Source organism: Paraburkholderia phenazinium (assembly GCF_900142845.1).
GTDB lineage: Bacteria > Pseudomonadota > Gammaproteobacteria > Burkholderiales > Burkholderiaceae > Paraburkholderia > Paraburkholderia phenazinium_A.
The window spans coordinates 2,825,893-2,843,817 of record NZ_FSRU01000002.1 but is presented as its reverse complement, the minus strand read 5'-3'; the positions used below and the strand labels follow the sequence as shown (position 1 = coordinate 2,843,817).

The 17,925-nt window shown below is 63.2% G+C and carries 15 protein-coding genes; 12 read left to right on the top strand and 3 right to left on the bottom strand.

The window, feature by feature from the left end; all coding sequences use genetic code 11:
- The first annotated feature begins 290 nt into the window (after positions 1–290).
- The 6 genes from ugpQ to BUS12_RS29710 all read left to right on the top strand — a co-directional run bounded on the left by ugpQ (position 291) and on the right by BUS12_RS29710 (position 5,809).
- On the top strand, positions 291–1,073 hold the full coding sequence (gene ugpQ, locus BUS12_RS29735) for a glycerophosphodiester phosphodiesterase (RefSeq protein WP_074300930.1): 783 nt from the start codon (positions 291–293) through the stop codon (positions 1,071–1,073).
- A 97-nt stretch (positions 1,074–1,170) separates the two neighbouring features.
- A complete protein-coding gene (locus BUS12_RS29730; RefSeq protein WP_074300929.1) occupies positions 1,171–2,283 on the top strand; it encodes an ABC transporter substrate-binding protein in 1,113 nt (370 codons plus the stop codon).
- 108 nt (positions 2,284–2,391) lie between these two features.
- Positions 2,392–3,330, top strand: coding sequence for an ABC transporter permease (locus tag BUS12_RS29725; RefSeq protein ID WP_074300928.1), 939 nt, complete (start codon positions 2,392–2,394; stop codon positions 3,328–3,330).
- The gene (locus BUS12_RS29720) at positions 3,327–4,130 is read left to right on the top strand and encodes an ABC transporter permease (protein WP_074300927.1); all 804 of its coding nucleotides are present in this window, start codon (positions 3,327–3,329) and stop codon (positions 4,128–4,130) included. The genes BUS12_RS29725 and BUS12_RS29720 overlap by 4 nt, the downstream gene beginning before the upstream one ends.
- Before the next feature lie 19 nt (positions 4,131–4,149).
- A complete protein-coding gene (locus tag BUS12_RS29715) occupies positions 4,150–5,220 on the top strand; it encodes an ABC transporter ATP-binding protein (protein ID WP_074300926.1) in 1,071 nt (356 codons plus the stop codon).
- 121 nt (positions 5,221–5,341) lie between these two features.
- Positions 5,342–5,809 (top strand): TerB family tellurite resistance protein, encoded by a 468-nt coding sequence (locus BUS12_RS29710; RefSeq protein WP_074300925.1) that lies wholly within the window; start codon positions 5,342–5,344, stop codon positions 5,807–5,809.
- Here BUS12_RS29710 and BUS12_RS29705 read toward each other — a convergent pair.
- A complete protein-coding gene (locus BUS12_RS29705) occupies positions 5,782–6,663 on the bottom strand; it encodes a LysR family transcriptional regulator (RefSeq protein WP_074300924.1) in 882 nt (293 codons plus the stop codon). The two genes, BUS12_RS29710 and BUS12_RS29705, sit on opposite strands and share 28 nt — an antisense overlap.
- Positions 6,664–6,785: 122 nt before the next feature.
- Between BUS12_RS29705 and BUS12_RS29700 the strand changes: the two genes are divergently transcribed.
- The 3 genes from BUS12_RS29700 to BUS12_RS29690 all read left to right on the top strand — a co-directional run bounded on the left by BUS12_RS29700 (position 6,786) and on the right by BUS12_RS29690 (position 9,802).
- Positions 6,786–7,538: a TerC family protein gene (locus tag BUS12_RS29700; protein ID WP_074300923.1), complete on the top strand. Its 753-nt coding sequence runs from the start codon at positions 6,786–6,788 to the stop codon at positions 7,536–7,538.
- A gap of 132 nt (positions 7,539–7,670) precedes the next feature.
- Complete coding sequence (locus tag BUS12_RS29695; RefSeq protein ID WP_074300922.1) at positions 7,671–7,988, top strand: TFIIB-type zinc ribbon-containing protein; 318 nt, start codon at positions 7,671–7,673, stop codon at positions 7,986–7,988.
- Positions 7,989–8,512: 524 nt separating this feature from the next.
- On the top strand, positions 8,513–9,802 hold the full coding sequence (locus BUS12_RS29690) for a dicarboxylate/amino acid:cation symporter (RefSeq protein ID WP_074301779.1): 1,290 nt from the start codon (positions 8,513–8,515) through the stop codon (positions 9,800–9,802).
- Positions 9,803–9,973: 171 nt separating this feature from the next.
- Here BUS12_RS29690 and BUS12_RS38450 read toward each other — a convergent pair whose 3' ends face one another.
- Positions 9,974–12,856 (bottom strand): hypothetical protein, encoded by a 2,883-nt coding sequence (locus BUS12_RS38450; RefSeq protein ID WP_143788492.1) that lies wholly within the window; start codon positions 12,854–12,856, stop codon positions 9,974–9,976.
- A 149-nt stretch (positions 12,857–13,005) separates the two neighbouring features.
- Between BUS12_RS38450 and BUS12_RS29680 the strand changes: the two genes are divergently transcribed.
- A complete protein-coding gene (locus BUS12_RS29680; protein ID WP_367117689.1) occupies positions 13,006–14,943 on the top strand; it encodes a sensor histidine kinase in 1,938 nt (645 codons plus the stop codon).
- Between the two features lie 54 nt (positions 14,944–14,997).
- Positions 14,998–16,350 carry a sigma-54-dependent transcriptional regulator gene (locus BUS12_RS29675; RefSeq protein WP_074300920.1) on the top strand — a complete coding sequence of 451 codons (1,353 nt, stop codon included), beginning with the start codon at positions 14,998–15,000 and terminating at the stop codon, positions 16,348–16,350.
- Between the two features lie 117 nt (positions 16,351–16,467).
- On the opposite strand, the gene BUS12_RS29670 is transcribed toward BUS12_RS29675, so the two are convergent.
- The gene (locus tag BUS12_RS29670) at positions 16,468–17,001 is read right to left on the bottom strand and encodes a peroxiredoxin family protein (protein WP_074300919.1); all 534 of its coding nucleotides are present in this window, start codon (positions 16,999–17,001) and stop codon (positions 16,468–16,470) included.
- Positions 17,002–17,135: 134 nt separating this feature from the next.
- On the opposite strand from BUS12_RS29670, the gene BUS12_RS29665 reads away from it, so the two are divergent.
- Complete coding sequence (locus BUS12_RS29665; RefSeq protein ID WP_074300918.1) at positions 17,136–17,777, top strand: hypothetical protein; 642 nt, start codon at positions 17,136–17,138, stop codon at positions 17,775–17,777.
- The last annotated feature ends 148 nt before the right edge of the window (positions 17,778–17,925 follow it).

Genomic DNA, 17,925 nt, shown 5'->3' with positions numbered 1-17,925 from the left:
TTTGTGTATTTGAATTTAGCCTTCGCAGATTAGCTGGCAGCCGGCCAATCCGAACACGGAATGTTCGAAAAGGAATTGAAATGTCCAATTTCGAACATTGAACGTCGCTTTTGACAAGCAAGCTGCCGTATGCTGGCTCCATACTAGGCTCGGCGGCCACTGTTGCCGCCGTTTTCGATGCGTGCCGCGACATGATAACCGGCTGACCGGATAATACCGTTCGGTTCGTCATCCTGACGATGGCAGCCCGGCGAAGCGCGCGCAACAGTCTATTTCGAAGGTGTACAGACGTGGCTACTGGGATTGATCGTACAAATGCCGACTGGCCGTATCCGCGACTGGTCGCGCATCGTTGCGGCGGGACGCTCGCGCCGGAAAACACGCTGGCAGGATTCGACGCCTGCAAGCGCTACGGGTATCGCATGGTCGAGTTCGACGCCAAGCTCTCGGCCGACGACCACCTCTTCCTGCTGCACGACGACACGCTCGATCGCACCACCAACGGCCATGGCCCGGCCGCCGAACATACGTGGCAGGAACTGGCGAAGCTCGATGCCGGCTCGTGGCGCGACCCGGCGTTCGCCGGCGAGCGTTTGCCCACGCTCGCCGATGCGGCTGCCCGTTGCAAGCGCGACGGCATTGCGGCCAACATCGAAATCAAGCCTTGCCCCGGACGCGACGTCATCACGGGCCAACTCGTCGCCGGCGCCGCGCTCGCGCTCTGGCAGGACCAGACGCCGCCGCTACTGTCGTCGTTCTCGTTCGAGGCGCTCGCCGCCGCCCGCGACGCCGCCCCTACGCTCGCGCGCGGGATGCTGTTCGAAGCGGTGCCGGACGACTGGCTGCGCATCGTGCGTGAACTCGATTGCGTCTCGCTGCATGCAAGCCATAAGCATCTCACCGAGGAACGCGTCGCCGCGATTCGCGCCGAGGGTCTGCGCGTACTCGTCTATACGGTGAACGATCCGGACCGCGCGAAGCTGCTCGCCCACTGGGGCGTTGACATGATTTGTACCGATCGCATCGATATGCTTGCGCACGACATGCTGTCCACGCCGGGAAATACGGCGTAAGGCATGGCAGGCGCGCCGGGGTGTTTGCGCGCCGAAGACAATCGTCAGAATGCAGTTTTCCTAACGTAGCAACTTTAGGCAAAGGATGGGGAATACTATGAACCGCACGTGGTTGAGCCGTGTTATCTCGATGTCAGCGGTGGCGGGCGTCGCCGCTGCAGGCGCCAGTAGCGCGTCCGCAGCGCCGCTCGACGCGCTGGTCGCCGCCGCCAAACAGGAAGGACAACTCACCGTGATCGCCTTGCCGCATGACTGGTGCGGCTATGGTCCGATGATTGCCGCCTTCGAAAAGAAGTACGGCATCAAGGTCAACGAGCTGAATCCGGATGCCGGTTCGGGCGACGAAGTCGAAGCCATCAAGGCCAACAAGGGCAACAAGGGACCGCAAGCGCCGGACGTGATCGACGTGGGTCTGTCGTTCGGCCCGACCGCGAAGGCAGAAGGCTTGCTGCAGCCGTACAAGGTGTCGACGTGGAAGGAGATTCCCGATTCGGCCAAGGACGCTGACGGCTACTGGTACGGCGATTACTACGGCGTGCTGTCGTTCGAAGTGAACGCGGACATGATCGACAAGGCGCCGGCCGACTGGAGCGATCTGCTCAAGGCCGATTACAAGAATGCCGTCTCGCTCGCCGGCGACCCGCGCTCGGCCAACCAGGCCATCCAGGGCGTGTACGCGTCCGGCCTGTCGTCGACCAGGGGCGACACCGCCAAGGCGGCCGACGCCGGCCTGAAGTACTTCGCCGACCTCAACAAGAACGGCAACTTCGTGCCGGTGATCGGCAAGGCCGCTTCCCTCGCACAAGGCACGACGCCGATCATCGTGCGTTGGGACTACAACGCGCTGGCCGACCGCGACACGCTCAAGGGCAATCCGAAGGTGCAGGTCGTGGTGCCGAAGACGGGCGTGGTCGCCGGCGTCTACGTGCAGGCGATCAGCGCGTTTGCACCGCATCCGAACGCCGCGAAGCTGTGGATGGAATACCTGTACTCGGACGAAGGCCAGATCGGCTGGTTGACCGGCTACTGCCACCCGATGCGCTATACGCAACTGGTTGCTGGCAAGAAGGTGCCGCAGGCGCTGCTCGACAAGTTGCCGCCGGCATCGGCCTACAAGAACGCCGTGTTCCCGACGCTGTCGCAGCAGGACGCGTACAAGGACACCATCACCAAGCATTGGGATGAAGTGGTCGGCGCGAACGTGAAGTAAGGCCGGACTTTTATTGCTCCAGCATGCTGTGTGCCGGGCCCGCGAGTGCGCCTTCGAGCGTCGCTCCGCGTGGTCCCGGCTTTAGCCTGATTGCTTCAAGGGTGACCTATGACCGCTTCATCGGATATCGGGTCGGCGCAGCCGGAACTGCTGGTTCCGCCGGTGCCCGCGCCTGCGCCCGGCGTGAAGGGACCGGGACAGTCGTCCCAGCTCCTGACCTGGCTCGGCGTTGCACCATTTTTCCTGTTTGCCCTGCTGTTCCTGATCCTGCCGACGGGCTTCCTGATGGTCGGCGCGTTTCAGGATCCCCAGGGGCATTTCACGCTCGTCAACTTCCGCGATCTGTTCCAGCCCGGCGTGCTCGACGCTTACTGGATCAGTTTCAAGGTGAGCGCGGCGTCGGCGCTCGGCGGCGCGGTGATCGGTTCGCTGCTGGCCTGGGCGGCCGTGCAGGGACGCTTGCCGGTATGGATTCGTCCGACGCTGATGACCTTCTCCGGGGTCGCCTCGAATTTTGCCGGCGTGCCGCTCGCGTTCGCGTTTATCTGCACGCTGGGGCGCGTCGGTCTCGTCACGGTTTTGCTGAAGAAATACCTCGGCTTCAACCTGTACTCGACGGGCTTCAGCATCCTCAGTTTCACCGGCTTGACGGTGACCTATCTGTACTTCCAGATTCCGCTGATGGTTCTGATCGTCACGCCCGCGCTCGACGGCCTGAAGCGCGAATGGCGCGAGGCCTGCGATTGCCTCGGCGGCACGTCGTTCCAGTATTGGCGTTATGTCGCGTTGCCGGTGCTGTGGCCCAGCGTGCTCGGCGCGACCCTGCTGCTGTTCGCCAACTCGTTCGGCGCAGTCGCGACGGCCTATGCGCTCACCGGCAGCTCGCTGAACATCGTGACCATCCTGTTGTACGCGCAGATCCGCGGCGACGTGCTGCATAACCAGAATCTCGGCTACGCGCTCGCGCTCGGCATGATCCTGGTGACGGGCCTGTCGAATGGCGGCTACATCTGGCTGCGCTCGCGGGCCGAGAGGGGACGTCGATGAACAGCCAATCGCGTGTGGGCGCCTGGACCGCGATGGTCGTGGGCTCGCTGTATTTCCTGATTCCGCTCGCCGCCACCCTCGAATTCAGTCTGCGCATGCGGCGCGGCGAATACAGTTTCGACGCCTATCGTGTGGTGCTGAGCGATCCGCGGTTTCAGGCCTCGTTCGGCTACTCGATGCTGATGGCAGTCCTGACGATCGTGGTCGGCGTGCTGCTGGTGGTGCCGACGGCGTACTGGGTCCGCCTGCGTTTGCCGAGACTGCGGCCGGTGGTGGAGTTCATCACGCTGTTGCCGCTGGTGATTCCGGCCATCGTGATCGTGTTCGGCTACCTGCGCATCTACAACAGCAGCTCGATCCTGCCGCTTACCGGCAACGAGCGCGCCACCGATCTGCTGCTGGTGTTCGGCTACGTCACCTTGTCGCTGCCGTATATGTACCGCGCGGTCGATGCGGGTCTCGCGGCAGTCGACGTGCGCTCGCTCACCGAAGCCGCCGAATGTCTCGGTGCAACCTGGCCCACCATCCTGTTCAAGGTGATCTTTCCGAATATCCGCTCGGGCATCCTGTCCGGCGCCTTTCTCACCTTTGCGGTGGTGATCGGCGAGTTCACGCTGGCGAGCCTGCTCGACCGGCCGGCGTTCGGACCGTACCTGCAACTGATCGGCGCGAACCGCGCGTATGAACCGTCGGCACTCGCGATTATCGCGTTCGCCATTACCTGGGCCTCGATGGGGCTGATCCAGGTGTTCGGATCGGCTCGCGGCTCGGCCCGCGCGCTGGCCGGACAAAAACCCTGAAGAACTGAGGCATCGAATCATGGCATTCCTTGAGATCGAAAATCTGCACAAGTCCTTCGGGGCGAACACGGCGCTGCATCATTTCGACATGAAGATCGAGCGCGGCGAGTTCATCACCTTTCTCGGCCCGTCGGGCTGCGGCAAGACGACGGTGCTGCGTATGATCGCGGGCTTCGAGAGCCCGACGCGCGGCGTGATTCGCCTCGATGGTCGCGACGTTACGCATCTGCGTACACGCCAGCGCAAGGTCGGCATGGTGTTTCAGTCGTACGCGCTGTTTCCGAACATGACCGTGGCCGACAATATCGGTTTTGGGCTAAAGGTGGCGCGCCGTCCGCAGGATGAAATCCGCAAGCGGGTGGGCGAGATGCTGGATCTGATCAAGCTGCCGCATGTCGCCGAACGCTATCCGTGGCAACTCTCGGGCGGCCAGCAGCAGCGCATCGCCTTGGCCCGCGCGCTCGCCGGCAAGCCGCAGGTTCTGCTGCTCGACGAGCCGCTCTCCGCGCTCGACGCAAAGATCCGCATTTCGCTGCGCCAGGACATACGCGCGTTGCAGCGTGAACTCGGCATCACGTCGATTTTCGTCACGCACGATCAGGAAGAGGCGCTGTCCATCTCCGACCGCATCGTGGTGATGAACGAAGGGCGGGTCGAGCAGGTGGGCACCTCTTCGGAGATCTACAACTATCCGCGCACGCGCTTCGTGGCGTCGTTCGTCGGCACGTTGAATATCCTATCCGGTCACGTGGTGGATCCGGCGAGCGGCAAGATGGCTGTTGATGGTCAGGAACTCGTGACCACTCAGCAGCTCGCGCCGGACGACGCCGGCAAGAAGCGTCTGCTGGCGCTCCGCCCGGAGGCGATTGTGCTGGAAGCGCCGGCGGCGGGGCGCAACACGCTGGCGGCGACCGTCGAAGAAGTGAATTTTCTCGGCGCCGTGGTGCGGATCAGGACGCGGGTGAAGGATGCGGTGATTTCGCTCGACGTCTTCAACGATCCGAATCGCCGTCTGCCCGAGCGGGGTCAGCCGGTGGCGTTGGGCTTCTCGCACGAGAATCTGCTGGTGCTGGAAGAGGGTGCGGCTTAGAACACCACTTCGGTTTTCTCGAACTGTCACTTCTGGATTAGCAGGTTTATCCGATTCGAAACCTGACGCAGACTAGGGCTCATCATTACTACGGACAACGTCCGCTAAAGGAGCCCCGGTCATGCGAACCTATCCCCGCAACAGTCCTCAAGCCGCAGCACGGATTGTCGCGCTGGTGCTGACCTCCGACGGACACGTCTGCAGCTCCGAGGAGCGCGCGCTCGACAGACTCGATATCGCCGGCCAGCTCGGTCTCGCGCCCACGCAATTCGCGCAGATCGTGCAGGCGCTGTGCGAGGATCACTCTATCGCCCACGCGCCGCTTGCGCCGACCATCGGCCAGATCGACACGGCCATGCTGGCCACACTGCTGGGCGAGATCGACGACCCGGTGTTGCGCGGCAAGGTGATTCGCCTGTGCGTTGCCGTGGCGGTTGCCGACGACCATCTCGCGGATGGCGAGATCGCCCTGTTGGCGGCCGTGTTTAGTGTGTGGGGACTCGCTCCGGCACCGGCGGCGGTCACCGTTCGCCACGGCATCCCGCCAAGGGCCTTGCTCGATCACGAACGCGCGGCGTCGATCACCTGAGTCGCGAGCGGATGATGCTGGCCGCGCCGCGAGCGGATGGCGTGGATCTCTTCGATCACGCCGTCCGCGCGGCCGAGCCGGCGCAGTCCGCGCAGCAGGGACAGGTCCTCGGCGCCTAGTTCCGCGAGTGGAAACACGCCGAGCCCGCGCGCGGCGAACACCGCCATCAACGCGCTGTCTTCGAACTCCCCGACAATCCGCGGCCGGATGCCCGCCGCTTCGAACCACCGGTCGAGCCGTGCGCGTAGCGCGGCGTGCCCGGTGGGCAGGAGCACGGGCAGATCGGCGAGGCTCTGCGGAAAGCCGGCGCGCGATGCCTTCGAGACGATCGCCGCGGGGCCGTACCAGTCCACCGGCGAACCGACGAGGCGCTGGCTCACCACGCGCAGGTCCGCGTTGTGCGGCGCCGGCTGGCAGGCCAGCACCAGATCGAGCCGATGCAGCGCGAGCTCCGACAACAGTTGCGCATGTTCGCCTTCGTGGCACAGCAGCCTGAGCGACGGCGTGCCGAGCACGGGCGCAAGCAGCGCGTGCGCGGCGAGCTTTGAAATGCCGTCGGAGAGACCCACGGCGAGCCGCGCAACCCCTTCGCCGCCTGCTTCGCGCATCTCGTCGAGTAGCGCTTCGCCGATCTGAAAGATCTGCTCCGCGCGGCTGAACGCCGTCTCGCCTGCTTCGGTCATGGCGACACCGCGCCCCGCGGATTTCAGCAACTGACGCCCAATCGATTTTTCCAGTTCACGTACCTGCGCGCTGATGGTCTGGACGGCCATGTCGAGACGCTCGGCCGCGCGCGCGAAGCCGCCTTCCTTGACGACGATCCAGAAGTAGTAGAGATGGCGATAGTTCAGCATGAGCGGTGACACTTCGAAAAAAGCGATATGTCATTCAGCATATCACTGATTTATCCGAAGTCGTGAAGCGGCGATCATGGCATCACTTCGACATCACTCGGTTCACTTCGCCGACGCATGCCATGGACGCCCTGACCATTCTGATTTCCGACCCCGCTGCCTGGGCCGCGCTCCTCACGCTGGTCGTGATGGAGATCGTGCTCGGCATCGACAACCTGATCTTCATCTCGATCCTCAGCAACAAGCTGCCGGAAGCGCAGCGGGCACGCACCCAGCGCCTCGGCATTCTGCTCGCGCTGGTGCTGCGGCTTGGCCTGCTCGGCACGGTCGCGTGGATCGCGCAACTGACTCAGCCCGCCGTGACGCTGCTGGGCCACGCGTTCTCGTGGCGCGACCTGATCCTGCTGGGCGGCGGCCTGTTCCTCGTCTGGAAGGCGACCCGCGAGATTCATCACCACGTCACCCACGCGGACGACGCACGCGGCGCGACGAGTGCGGTGGTCCCGCTGACCGTAGGGGCCGCGATCGGCCAGATCCTGTTGCTCGATATCGTGTTTTCGGTCGACAGCATCATCACGGCGGTCGGCATGACCAGCCACATGCCGATCATGTTTGTCGCGGTCATCGCCGCGGTCATGGTGATGCTGTTCGCGGCCCGCCCGCTGTCGCGCTTTATCGACCGCAACCCGACCATCGTCGTTCTCGCGCTGAGCTTCCTGCTGGTGATCGGCATGACGCTGATCGCGGAAGGGTTCGGCTCGCATGTGCCGAAGACGTATATCTACGCGGCGATGGCGTTCTCGGCCTTCGTCGAGGCCATGAACATGCTGGCGCGCCGGGCCAGGTCGAAGCGCACCGACGCTGTCACGCAATGAGCGCTGGCGTACCGGCCGCGCATGGAAAGAAGTTGGAACAACCTGAGCGAGGTATGGCCGGATCGCTTTGCCCGGATCGGGCGGCTCGCCAGGTTGCGGATTCGAAGCTTTACCCTTTTTAGGAGAGACGCCATGAAATGCCCTGTTTGCAAGACGACTGACCTTCTGATGACCGAGCGCCGCTCGATCGAGATCGACTACTGCCCGGATTGCCGGGGTGTCTGGCTCGATCGCGGCGAACTCGACAAGCTGATCGCAGAGGACGGCGAGCGCGCCGGTGCGCCGCTCGTCTCCGGTCCGAACCGCGAAGATCGCCGGGACCGGCATCGCGAGTATCCGAACGAGAGCCATCATCGATACGACGAGCGTCGCTCGGGGCACTCGGGCCATTCGGGGCACACGGGATACCGGAAAAAGCGCTCCCTGTTCGACATGTTCGATTTCGATTGAGCCCGTCAGCGGCCGTGAGACGGACGGTGGCTTCAATCGCCCGCGCCGATTTGACAATCCTTGACGGTAGGCGCGGCCAAATAATCCTAATATTGAGATGTGAGCTTCGCAGCAGGACCGCAACGCGAAGCCCACGAACAATAAAGTCTCCGATATACGCTTGGAAATGCCTTCCTGCCGCGAGGAAGGCATTTTTTTTGGCCGTGGGCCGTCCGGAATCCCCGACGCCTCGCCTCCGGATTTCCGGAAAGCCGGACGCAAGACGCCGAGCCGAACAAAAATACCTATAAAAATCAAAGAGAAAGAGCCGTCATCTAGCTGGCATCGACCTTGCGAAGTAGAAGCGCGGCCGCAAAGGCCCGACAACTAAAGCATGGAGACAACGATGTCCGATTTCCCCTCCCCGTATTTATAACCTCGTCGTCTTGTCGCGGCCCGATGCCGTGCACAGGCGATACGTCCATTCGTTCGCATTGATGCGCAGCGTGGCAGGCCATTGGCTCATCCACATCGCAGGAACCATCGTGAAGAAACCCTTCTATAAAGTGCTCTATGTCCAGGTGATCGCCGCGATCATCGTCGGCATCGTCCTCGGTCATTACTCGCCGGCTCTCGCCATCGACATGAAGCCGTTTGGCGACGCCTTCATCAAGCTGATCAAGATGGTGATCGGGCCGATCATCTTCTGTACTGTCGTCACCGGTATCGCCGGCATGCAGGACATGAAGAAGGTCGGGCGGGTCGGCGGCAAGGCGCTGCTGTACTTCGAAGTCGTTTCGTCGTTCGCGCTGGTGCTCGGCCTGATCGCCACGCACGTGCTGAAACCGGGTGTCGGCTTCAACGTCGATCCGGCCACGCTCGACGGCAAGGAGGTCGCTTCGTACGCCGCCAAGGCGCACGGCCAAAGCACGGTCGACTTCCTGATGCACATCATTCCGAACACGATCACGGATGCGTTCGCGCAGGGCGAGATCCTGCAGATCCTGCTGATCGCGATGCTGTTCGGCAGCGTGCTGGCGACGCTCGGCGAGCGAGGCAAGGTCGTCACGGATCTGGTCGAAAGCCTGTCGAGCGTGTTGTTCGGCGTGGTGCGCATCATCACGAAGCTGGCGCCGATCGGTGCCTTCGGCGCAATGGCGTTCACCATCGGCAAGTACGGCATCGGCTCGCTCCTGCCCATGCTCAAGCTGATCGGCACGTTCTATCTCACCTCGATCGTGTTCGTGGTGGTGGTGCTCGGCGCGATCGCCCGCATGGTCGGCTTCAGCGTGCTGCGCTTCGTGGCGTACATCAAGGAAGAGATGCTGATCGTGCTCGGCACGAGTTCGTCGGAAGCGGCGTTGCCGCAGTTGATGCTGAAGCTCGAAAAGCTCGGCTGCTCGCGCTCGGTGGTGGGCCTCGTGGTGCCGACCGGTTACTCGTTCAACCTCGACGGTACCAACATCTACATGACGATGGCCGTGCTGTTCATCGCCCAGGCCACCAACACCGATCTCTCGCTCACGCAGCAGCTCACGCTGCTGGCCGTCACGATGCTGACGTCGAAGGGCGCAAGCGGTGTGACGGGCGCCGGTTTCATCACGCTCGCTGCGACCCTGGCCGTGGTGCCGACGATTCCGCTGTCGGGCATGGTGCTGATTCTCGGGATCGACCGCTTCATGAGCGAATGCCGCGCGCTGACGAACATTGTCGGCAACGGTGTGGCGACGGTGGTGGTGTCGGCGTGGGAGAAGGAACTGGACCACGCGAAGCTGCGCGCCGTGCTGCGCGGCGAAGCGGCTCCTGTGAAGGACACGGAAGCGGCGGGTGCCTGAACCCGCGCGCGTCGCCCTTAGTCTCGATATGGGCCGCCTCTGGCGTGTCGCGGAAGGGCGCGAATACGGAATGGTTGGCGTCGCACCACTCCGTATTCGAAACGACAGAAGACCTGTCATGCCGCCGCGCTCCGCACTCCTAAGCGTCGTTTGAATGTCGAGCTAGCTCCATCAGGTTTTGTTCGGCTGTTTGCGAATATCCAGCGCGACCGTGCCCGGATCGGCAAAGTATTGCGGCAAGTCGAAGTCCACCCGCTTGGCTTCAGGATCCAGCATGGTCGAGCAGAACAGCAGATTCTTGCTGTCCTTGCCGGACGGCAGCGACGGATCCCGCGTGGGCAATCTGTACGTGCCGTCCTTGTCCGGGCCGAAAAACTCGGTGTGGATCGTGTCGTGAACGCGATCGTACGTGATAGCGGCGGCCCGATCGAACACGCGCATGGCCTGTCCGTTCGATGGCCAGCCAAACACCTGTGGGCATCGCGAGACCATTGTGACGGAACTCAGGGTTGAATTGTCTGCAATGCTCTTGAGGTAGGAGTTGGCCGCATTGCCGAGCAGCGCGGCGCGCTCGTTCAGCGCCTGGGCATAGTAGTCGTAGACGCGCTGGTCATGGAGTGTGTTCTCCGGCAAGTCACCGGCGGGTGGATTGCCAGGCTTGTTTCCCTGCTCCGTTTCGAATTTCTCGATGGCTGGACGCAACTCCGGCGTATAGGTGGACGAGAACCAGTTCACGATCGGCGTCGCGTTGAGAGCCGCTATCTTGTAGTCGTTGCTGGTTGCATCACCTTCGACTTTTAGACCTTCCGCATACAGGCCATTCTTCTTCTGCCTCAATATTTCCGCGTGACCGATTTCAGCCAGATTGGGAAATAAGATCGGCAATAGTGCGGCAGGCGGAAAAGCCATCGAGGCAGCTGCCGCGGCAAGGCCACCGCCTAACTCGAAACCGCTGTTCGCAACATTCCATTTCGACTGATTGTCGTTCGGATTTGCGATTAGCTGTTTGACATCGTTGGCAAGCTGCCCGACCGACGGCGCGAGACCGACTAGCGTACCCAGCAATGACAGCGATTTCGCTCCCAAAGCCAGTGCGCGGCCCCCTTCGGAGTTGATAACGTTAAGGACATCGCCTACGGTCACGGCGCTGGTCGAGGTGATCGCGCTGATCGATCCAAGATCGGCGTGCTTTTTCACATTGTTGATGTCAGCGGGCAGTGATCCGATATCCGCCACCACCCAATGGCCGTTTTCCTTGACGCCTTTTGTGAGCTCGATGGATTTTGACGTCGCACCGGGGACTTGCTCGGACGTGTGTGTAGTCTCGACCGACTCCTGCGACGCTGGCGTACCGACGGGATTCGATTGTGCCGCGCCCGTGTCTGGCGTCGGGGGTGTCTGCGTTGCGTGTTGCTGTACCGGCGGTCGGGTCTGTATGGATTTATTCTCACTTCCCGGATTAGCCTGCGTTTTGGCTTCGCCAGTGCCGACTTTCGACTGCGTCCCGACCGTGTGCGTATCCGTATTGGCCTGAGAACCCTTCGAATTATCCGCGCCTGTCTGAGTTTCGGCGGAGGAGGTGTTGCCGAACGTGGTCTGAGAGTGCGCGTGTACCTGTCGCGGCGTGTGCTGCGTGGCGGAGTGATGGACAGACGGCGATGAGGTTTGCGTGCCAGCGGTCTGTCGTTGCGGACTCAACTGTGTTGCTTTCGGCGTCCCGGTGGCGGTTTGCGTGCCGCGTGTATCGAGCGGTGCGCCGGCCTGGGTGGCCGTTGTCGTCTCGTTCCCGTTGGTTGGTTCCGATACGTGCAACTGGGGTGGCTGCGGAGCAGGCGTTGTACGCGTCGATGTCACCGGAACTGAAGTTTGCGTTTGCACGCTGTGCTGGGGGGGCGCATGCTGGGTGCTACCGTCTTGCATGTCGGCTCCGTTTTGCACTCCCGCATCGGTGCTATCTGGCATTGGCGTCGTAGTACCGCGGTTTGCGCGGTCAGGCGATGAGGTTTGTGTCGTCTTGTGATGGTCCGGCGAACTCGCTGGCTCGCGCGGGCTATGAGGCGCCCCAGTGGACGAGTGTTCTCCCGCTGTCTGTGGGGCGCCATCTCCTTGGGCCGGCGCCTGCGGCGTTGAAGTCTGCGTGCTCGCGTCGGCAGCGGGCATGGTTTGCGTCGCGGCGTCGTAAGTATTCGGACTCGTCTGCGATGACTGCGTGCTCGTCGGTGTCTGTGCCTGTGTCTGCTTGCCAGACTGGTTGGGCTGTACCTGCACACCGGCGACGGACTGTGAGATTGCGAGGGTCTGCGTCGCCTTGGCTTTCGGCAGGGTACGCATGCTCTTCAGCTCGATCTGCTGTCGGTGGGGCGTCCCATGGCCTCCATGTTCAACGTTGTAGGCGCCTTTGCGCCGCGGTCCGTGCAAGTATTCGTGCGCCACAGTCTTCTTATCCGTCATTCTTTTCAGATCGATGCCGGAAGCAGATCCATTCGCGAGATCCTTGATGAGTTGCAATGCGTAGCGGGTGCGCTCGTCCTGGTTGCCGCTCTGCGCCAACTCTCCGGCGTCCCCGATTCCCTTCGTAAGGCTTCTACCCGCGTTGCCGGCGGTGTAACCCGCCTGATTGGAGCGTTGCACGTTGCCAGCCTTCGTAGTATGACCGGTGATCGGAGTGCTGCCGCTCGGCTTGAGTGGAGGAACCGCGTTGACGATACCGGCTACCTTGATCTGCAGCGTGTTGCCATTTGGCGGCGGGACCGATGCACTAGACTGCGCCGGTACTCCGGGATTTGCGTCTGCCGTACCATCCTCGTTTGTCTGCGGCTTTGCCGGCTCCCCCGGCTTTTCTTTAGCCGATACCGTGTCGCCTGTATCGGACGGCGGCGCTTTCGCATGGTCAGTCGCGCCGGTATCCCCGCCTCTTTCCGAACCGGCCTGTGCCGGTGTATTTGCCGGCGGGTAGGTCCTGGGCTTCGGGCCTGGAGCGGCTGGCTTTGTCCCGCTCGTTCCCTCGTCCTCGTTAGACCGATACGGTGTCTGATTCTTTACGTCGATTTTCATGGCGGACCTCGCTGGTATGACAACGTCTGAATGCTGGCTCATTGTTCTCCCGCAAGCTCATCCACCGGTGTCACATATATAGCGCTCCAGATCGATCTGAACGCGACAACGAGGACCTGGCATCGAGAGATGCCGGTCGGCTCGTCGCGCTGTCCGCCCCGGCGCGTTATGCCACAATAGCCGCACCCCATTCACCGGAATCCACCAACGTGACGCGCCGCCTGCTGATCCTCTTCGCGCTCGTCGCCGGGCTCGTGGCGGCGTGCGGACTCACGTGGAGCATCGCGTGGCAGCGCGGCATCGACAGTTTGCGGCGCAACGCCGCGGTGCGTGTCGACCGCACGGCCAATGCGCTCAAGAGCACGCTGGAGCGCTACGAATCCCTGCCGTACCTGCTGGCCGAGCATCCGTTCGTGCAGGACGTGCTGGTGAATCCCACGGCGCCGAACGTCGAGCACGCCAACCGTTATCTGGAAGACCTCAACCGCCACGCGCGGGCCACGGCCACCTACATCATTCAGACGGACGGGCTGTGCGTCGCGGCGAGCAACTGGCGCGAGCCGGAGAGCTTTGTCGGCGTCGAGTATCAGTTCCGGCCGTATTTCATGGACGCGGTGAAGGGCGGCGTGGGCCGTTTCTTCGGCATCGGCACGATCTCGCATGACCCCGGCTACTACATCTCGCAACCGGTGCGGCGCGATGGACAGATCGTCGGCGTGGCGGTCGTCAAACTCAATCTGGAATGGTTTCAGGGCGCGGATGCGTCCGAGCCGCTGATCGTCACCGACGATCACGGCGTGATCTTTCTATCCTCCGTGCCGGCCTGGAAATACCACACGGTGCGGCCGCTCTCGGGCGCGGTGGCAGACTCGATCTATCAGACGCGCCAGTACGCGCAGCAGGAGATTCCGCCGCTGCCGGTGACGATCGAACGCACGCTTGAGGGCGACGCGCAGATCGTGCGCATCGGCGGTGGACGTTACGCGCCGCGCTACCTGGCAACGCGGCGGGCGATGCTCGAACCCGACTGGCAACTGATCACCATGGCGAGCGTCGATCCGGTCGACGCCGACGCCCGCAATGCCGCTATCGTGACCGGCTTCGGCTACGTCACGCTGTGCCTGCTGGCGTTCTACTGGAGAATGCGCCGTGCACGCGTGCGCGAGATGATGCGCAGCCGCGAGCTGCTGCAGCGCGCGTACGCGGAGTTGAATCAGCGGGTGGCGGAGCGGACCGCGGACCTGTCGCAGGCGAACGAGCAACTGAAGAAGGAAGTGAGCGAACGCACGCGCGCCGAACAGGAGTTGCGCTCGGCGCATGACGAGCTGATTCAGGCGAGCAAGCTGGCGGCGCTCGGTCAGATGGCCGCTGGCATTACGCACGAGTTGAATCAGCCGTTAGCGGCGTTGCGCGGCTTCTCGGATAACACGCGGGTGTTGCTCGAACGCGGCGATCAGGAGTCGGCGCGCGAGAATCTCGAGGCGATTGCCGCGCTCACCGAGCGCATGGGTAAGATCACCAACCAGTTGAAGCTGTTCGTGGGACGGGCGCGGCCGCGCAGCGCGCGAGCGCCGCTCGCGCGTGCGCTGCGCAATGTGCTGGCGCTGCTGCAAAAGCGCTTGCAGGACGTGGAAGTGGTGTTGACGGTGGTCGACGCGGAAGCGGGCACGCGCACGGGCTTCGATCCGTCCGACGAGCATCCCGGGCTTGTCGCGAATTGCGACGATTTGCGGCTTGAGCAGGTGCTGATCAATCTGCTGAGCAACGCGCTTGATGCCGCGGTGGGTGTAGCCCCTCCGCGTATCGAGATCGAAATCGAGGCCGCCGAAGCGACGCTTGCGATCTCGGTTCACGATAACGGTCACGGCATCCCGGACGACGTCCTGCCGAGGCTTTTCGAACCGTTCTTTACGACGAAGGAAATGGGCCAGGGGCTGGGGCTTGGCCTTGCGATCTCATCCTCGATCGTGCGCGACGCGGGGGGCTCGCTGGTGGCGCGCAATGCCCCGGACGGCGGCGCGCTGTTCGTGCTCACGCTGCGCCGGACCCGTGTGCAGGCAACGGACCCGCTCACGGCAGGGTCCTGAATTCAGGCGGCTTCAGATGCGCTCGGGCGCTTTAAGGTTAAGGTGGTAAGGACGATGGTCAACAACAGTTTGCCGGTGCTGTATATCGAGGACGACGAACTAGTGCGTCGCGCGAGCGTGCAAAGCCTGCAGCTCGCGGGTTTCGACGTCACCGGTCACGCATCGGTCGAAGCGGCGGCGCGTTCCATCAGCGCGGATTTTCCGGGCGTGATCGTCAGCGATATCCGTTTGCCGGGCGCGAGCGGTCTCGATCTGCTCGCGCAATGTCACGAACGCGCGCCGGATGTGCCGGTGATTCTCGTCACCGGACACGGCGATATTTCGATGGCCGTGCAGGCCATGCGCGACGGCGCCTACGACTTCATCGAGAAGCCGTTTGCCTCGGAGCGTCTGATCGAAACCGTACGGCGCGCGCTGGAACGCCGCACCCTGGTGCTGGAGAACCACGCGCTGCGCCGCGAACTGGCGGGGCAGAACACGGTGGCGCCGCGCATCATTGGCCGCAGTCCGGTGATCGAGCAGGTGCGCCGGCTGATCGCGAACGTCGCGCCCACCGACGCCTCTGTGCTGATCAACGGCGATACCGGCGCGGGCAAGGAACTGATCGCACGCAGCCTGCACGAATTGTCGCCACGGCGCGACAAGCCGTTTATCGCGGTGAATTGCGGCGCGCTGCCCGAACCGATGTTCGAGTCCGAGATGTTCGGCTATGAGCCCGGCGCGTTTACGGGCGCGGCGAAACGCCGGATCGGCAAGCTCGAACATGCATCCGGCGGCACGCTGTTTCTCGACGAGATCGAAAGCATGCCGCTCGGTCTGCAGGTCAAGCTGTTGCGCGTGCTGCAGGACGGCGTGCTGGAACGGCTCGGCTCGAACCAGCCGATTCGCGTGAATTGCCGCGTGGTGGCCGCCGCCAAAGGCGACATGCTGGAGCACGTCGCGGCCGGCACCTTCCGGCGCGACCTGTTGTACCGGCTGAACGTGGTGACCATCGCGCTGCCGCCGCTCGCCGAGCGGCGCGAAGACATCGTGCCGCTGTTCGAACATTTCCTGCTCGATGCGGCGGTGCGTTATCAGCGTCCCGCGCCGATCCTCACCGACCGTCAGCGGGCCGGCCTGATGCAGCGCGACTGGCCCGGCAACGTGCGGGAACTGCGCAATGCGGCCGACCGGCTCGTGCTCGGGGTGGCGGAAGATCCGATGACAGCTTCCGTCGATGAAGCCGCGGACGCCCACTCGCTCAAGGAGCGCGTCGAGCAGTTCGAGCGTGCGGTGATTGCGCAGGCGCTGGAGCAGACGGGCGGCGCGGTGGCGGTGGCGGCGGACCGTTTGCAGCTGGGTAAGGCGACGCTCTATGAAAAGATCAAGCGCTATGGGCTGGCGGCGAAGGGAGAGGGTGAGCGGTGATGGGCGGCGCGGTTGAGGCCGGCCAGGCGTCCTGAACCGCACGTCCCAAAAGCAACGCGCCGGTAGCGGATTCTGTCCGCTACCGGCGCGTTTTTATCTGATGCTTCGCCCGGTGTTTCAGGCCGCGTTCAGCGCCTTCTCGAGCAGTTGATCCAGCTCGGCGAACTGCGGCTCGCCGACGTAGCGCTTGAGAATCTTGCCGTCCTTGTCGACCACGAAGGTGGTCGGCGTCAACTGGACATTGCCGAACTGCTTGGCAGCGGAACCGTCGTCCATCGCCACCTTGAACGGCAGGCGACGCGTCGCGGTGTAGTTGGTCACGTACATGGGCGCGTCGTAGTTCATCGCCACAGCGACGAATTCGAGGCCCTTGCCCTTGAAGCGGTTATACGTGTCGACCATCTTCGGCATTTCCTGCACGCAGGTGTCGCAGTTGGTGGCCCAGAAGTTGACGAGGTAGACCTTGCCCTTCAGATCGGCCGTGGAGACTTTCTGGCCGGACAGCAGCGTGAACGTGGCATCCGGCACATGCTGCTGGCCGTTGAAGGCGAAATAGCCGGCAATCGCAATGGCGCCGGCCACGACGGCCATGACGACATAGCGGATCGGGCTGGTGCGCTTCGTCACCGGAGCAGAAGGGGTAGGGCTCATGAACGGACCTCGGGATCGCGCAGAACGCGCGTAACGTTGCGACGTATTGTAGCCTCAATCCGGTATGGCGGCTGGGAGTTGCCCGTCAGCGGATAATAGGGTTTTATGCTGCGTCTTTCCCTGACTTCGTGCTCATGTCTCGACCCGCGTTCCGCCTGTCATCCCCCGGTTTTCTGCTCGATCTCGCTGTGCGCCCGGGAGCCGCTCCGCAGCGCCTTTTGTCCGGATTGGCGCGACTGCGCCGCGTGCTGTTCGCAGGTGTCTGCATGCTTGCCGTGGGCGGGTTGCTGGCGGCCTGCTCGCCGACCTACGACTGGCGCACGGTGATGAACAACGACAACGGCTACACCGTCGACCTGCCGGCCAAGCCGGGCAACGATGCGCGCCAGATCGACGTGGGCGGGACGTCGATGCAGATGGCGATGCAAACCGCCGAGGCCGGCAAAGCTGTCTTTGCGGTGGGTACGCTAATGCTGCCCTCCGACGACCCGCAGACGCAGCGCACGGCGCTCGACTTCCTGCGTACCGGACTGGCCCGCAACGTCGGCGCCGCTCCCGACGCGCGCCCCGTACAGATTCCGCTGGCAGCGGGCGGTCAGGTGCCCGGCCTCGAAATGACGCTGAGCGGCAAAGCCGGCGAGCAAAAGGAGACTCGCACGATCTACGCGCGGCTTGTGGCTCACGGCCGGCATGTCTACCAGGCGGCGATCATCGCCAGCGAGCCGTTGCCGCAGGAGCAGGTCGACCAGTTTTTCCAGTCTTTCCAGCTGTATTGAATCTGGCACGCCGTGATTGGGCGTGTCATGGAGCATTGCGCGAAGTGAAAGTTCCTCCGCAGGTTATGACGCTAATAGCCGGATTTTATGAGGATTTTTCCGTTACCCACAGCGCCTGTGGATAACTTTGTGGAGAACCTTGTGCGAG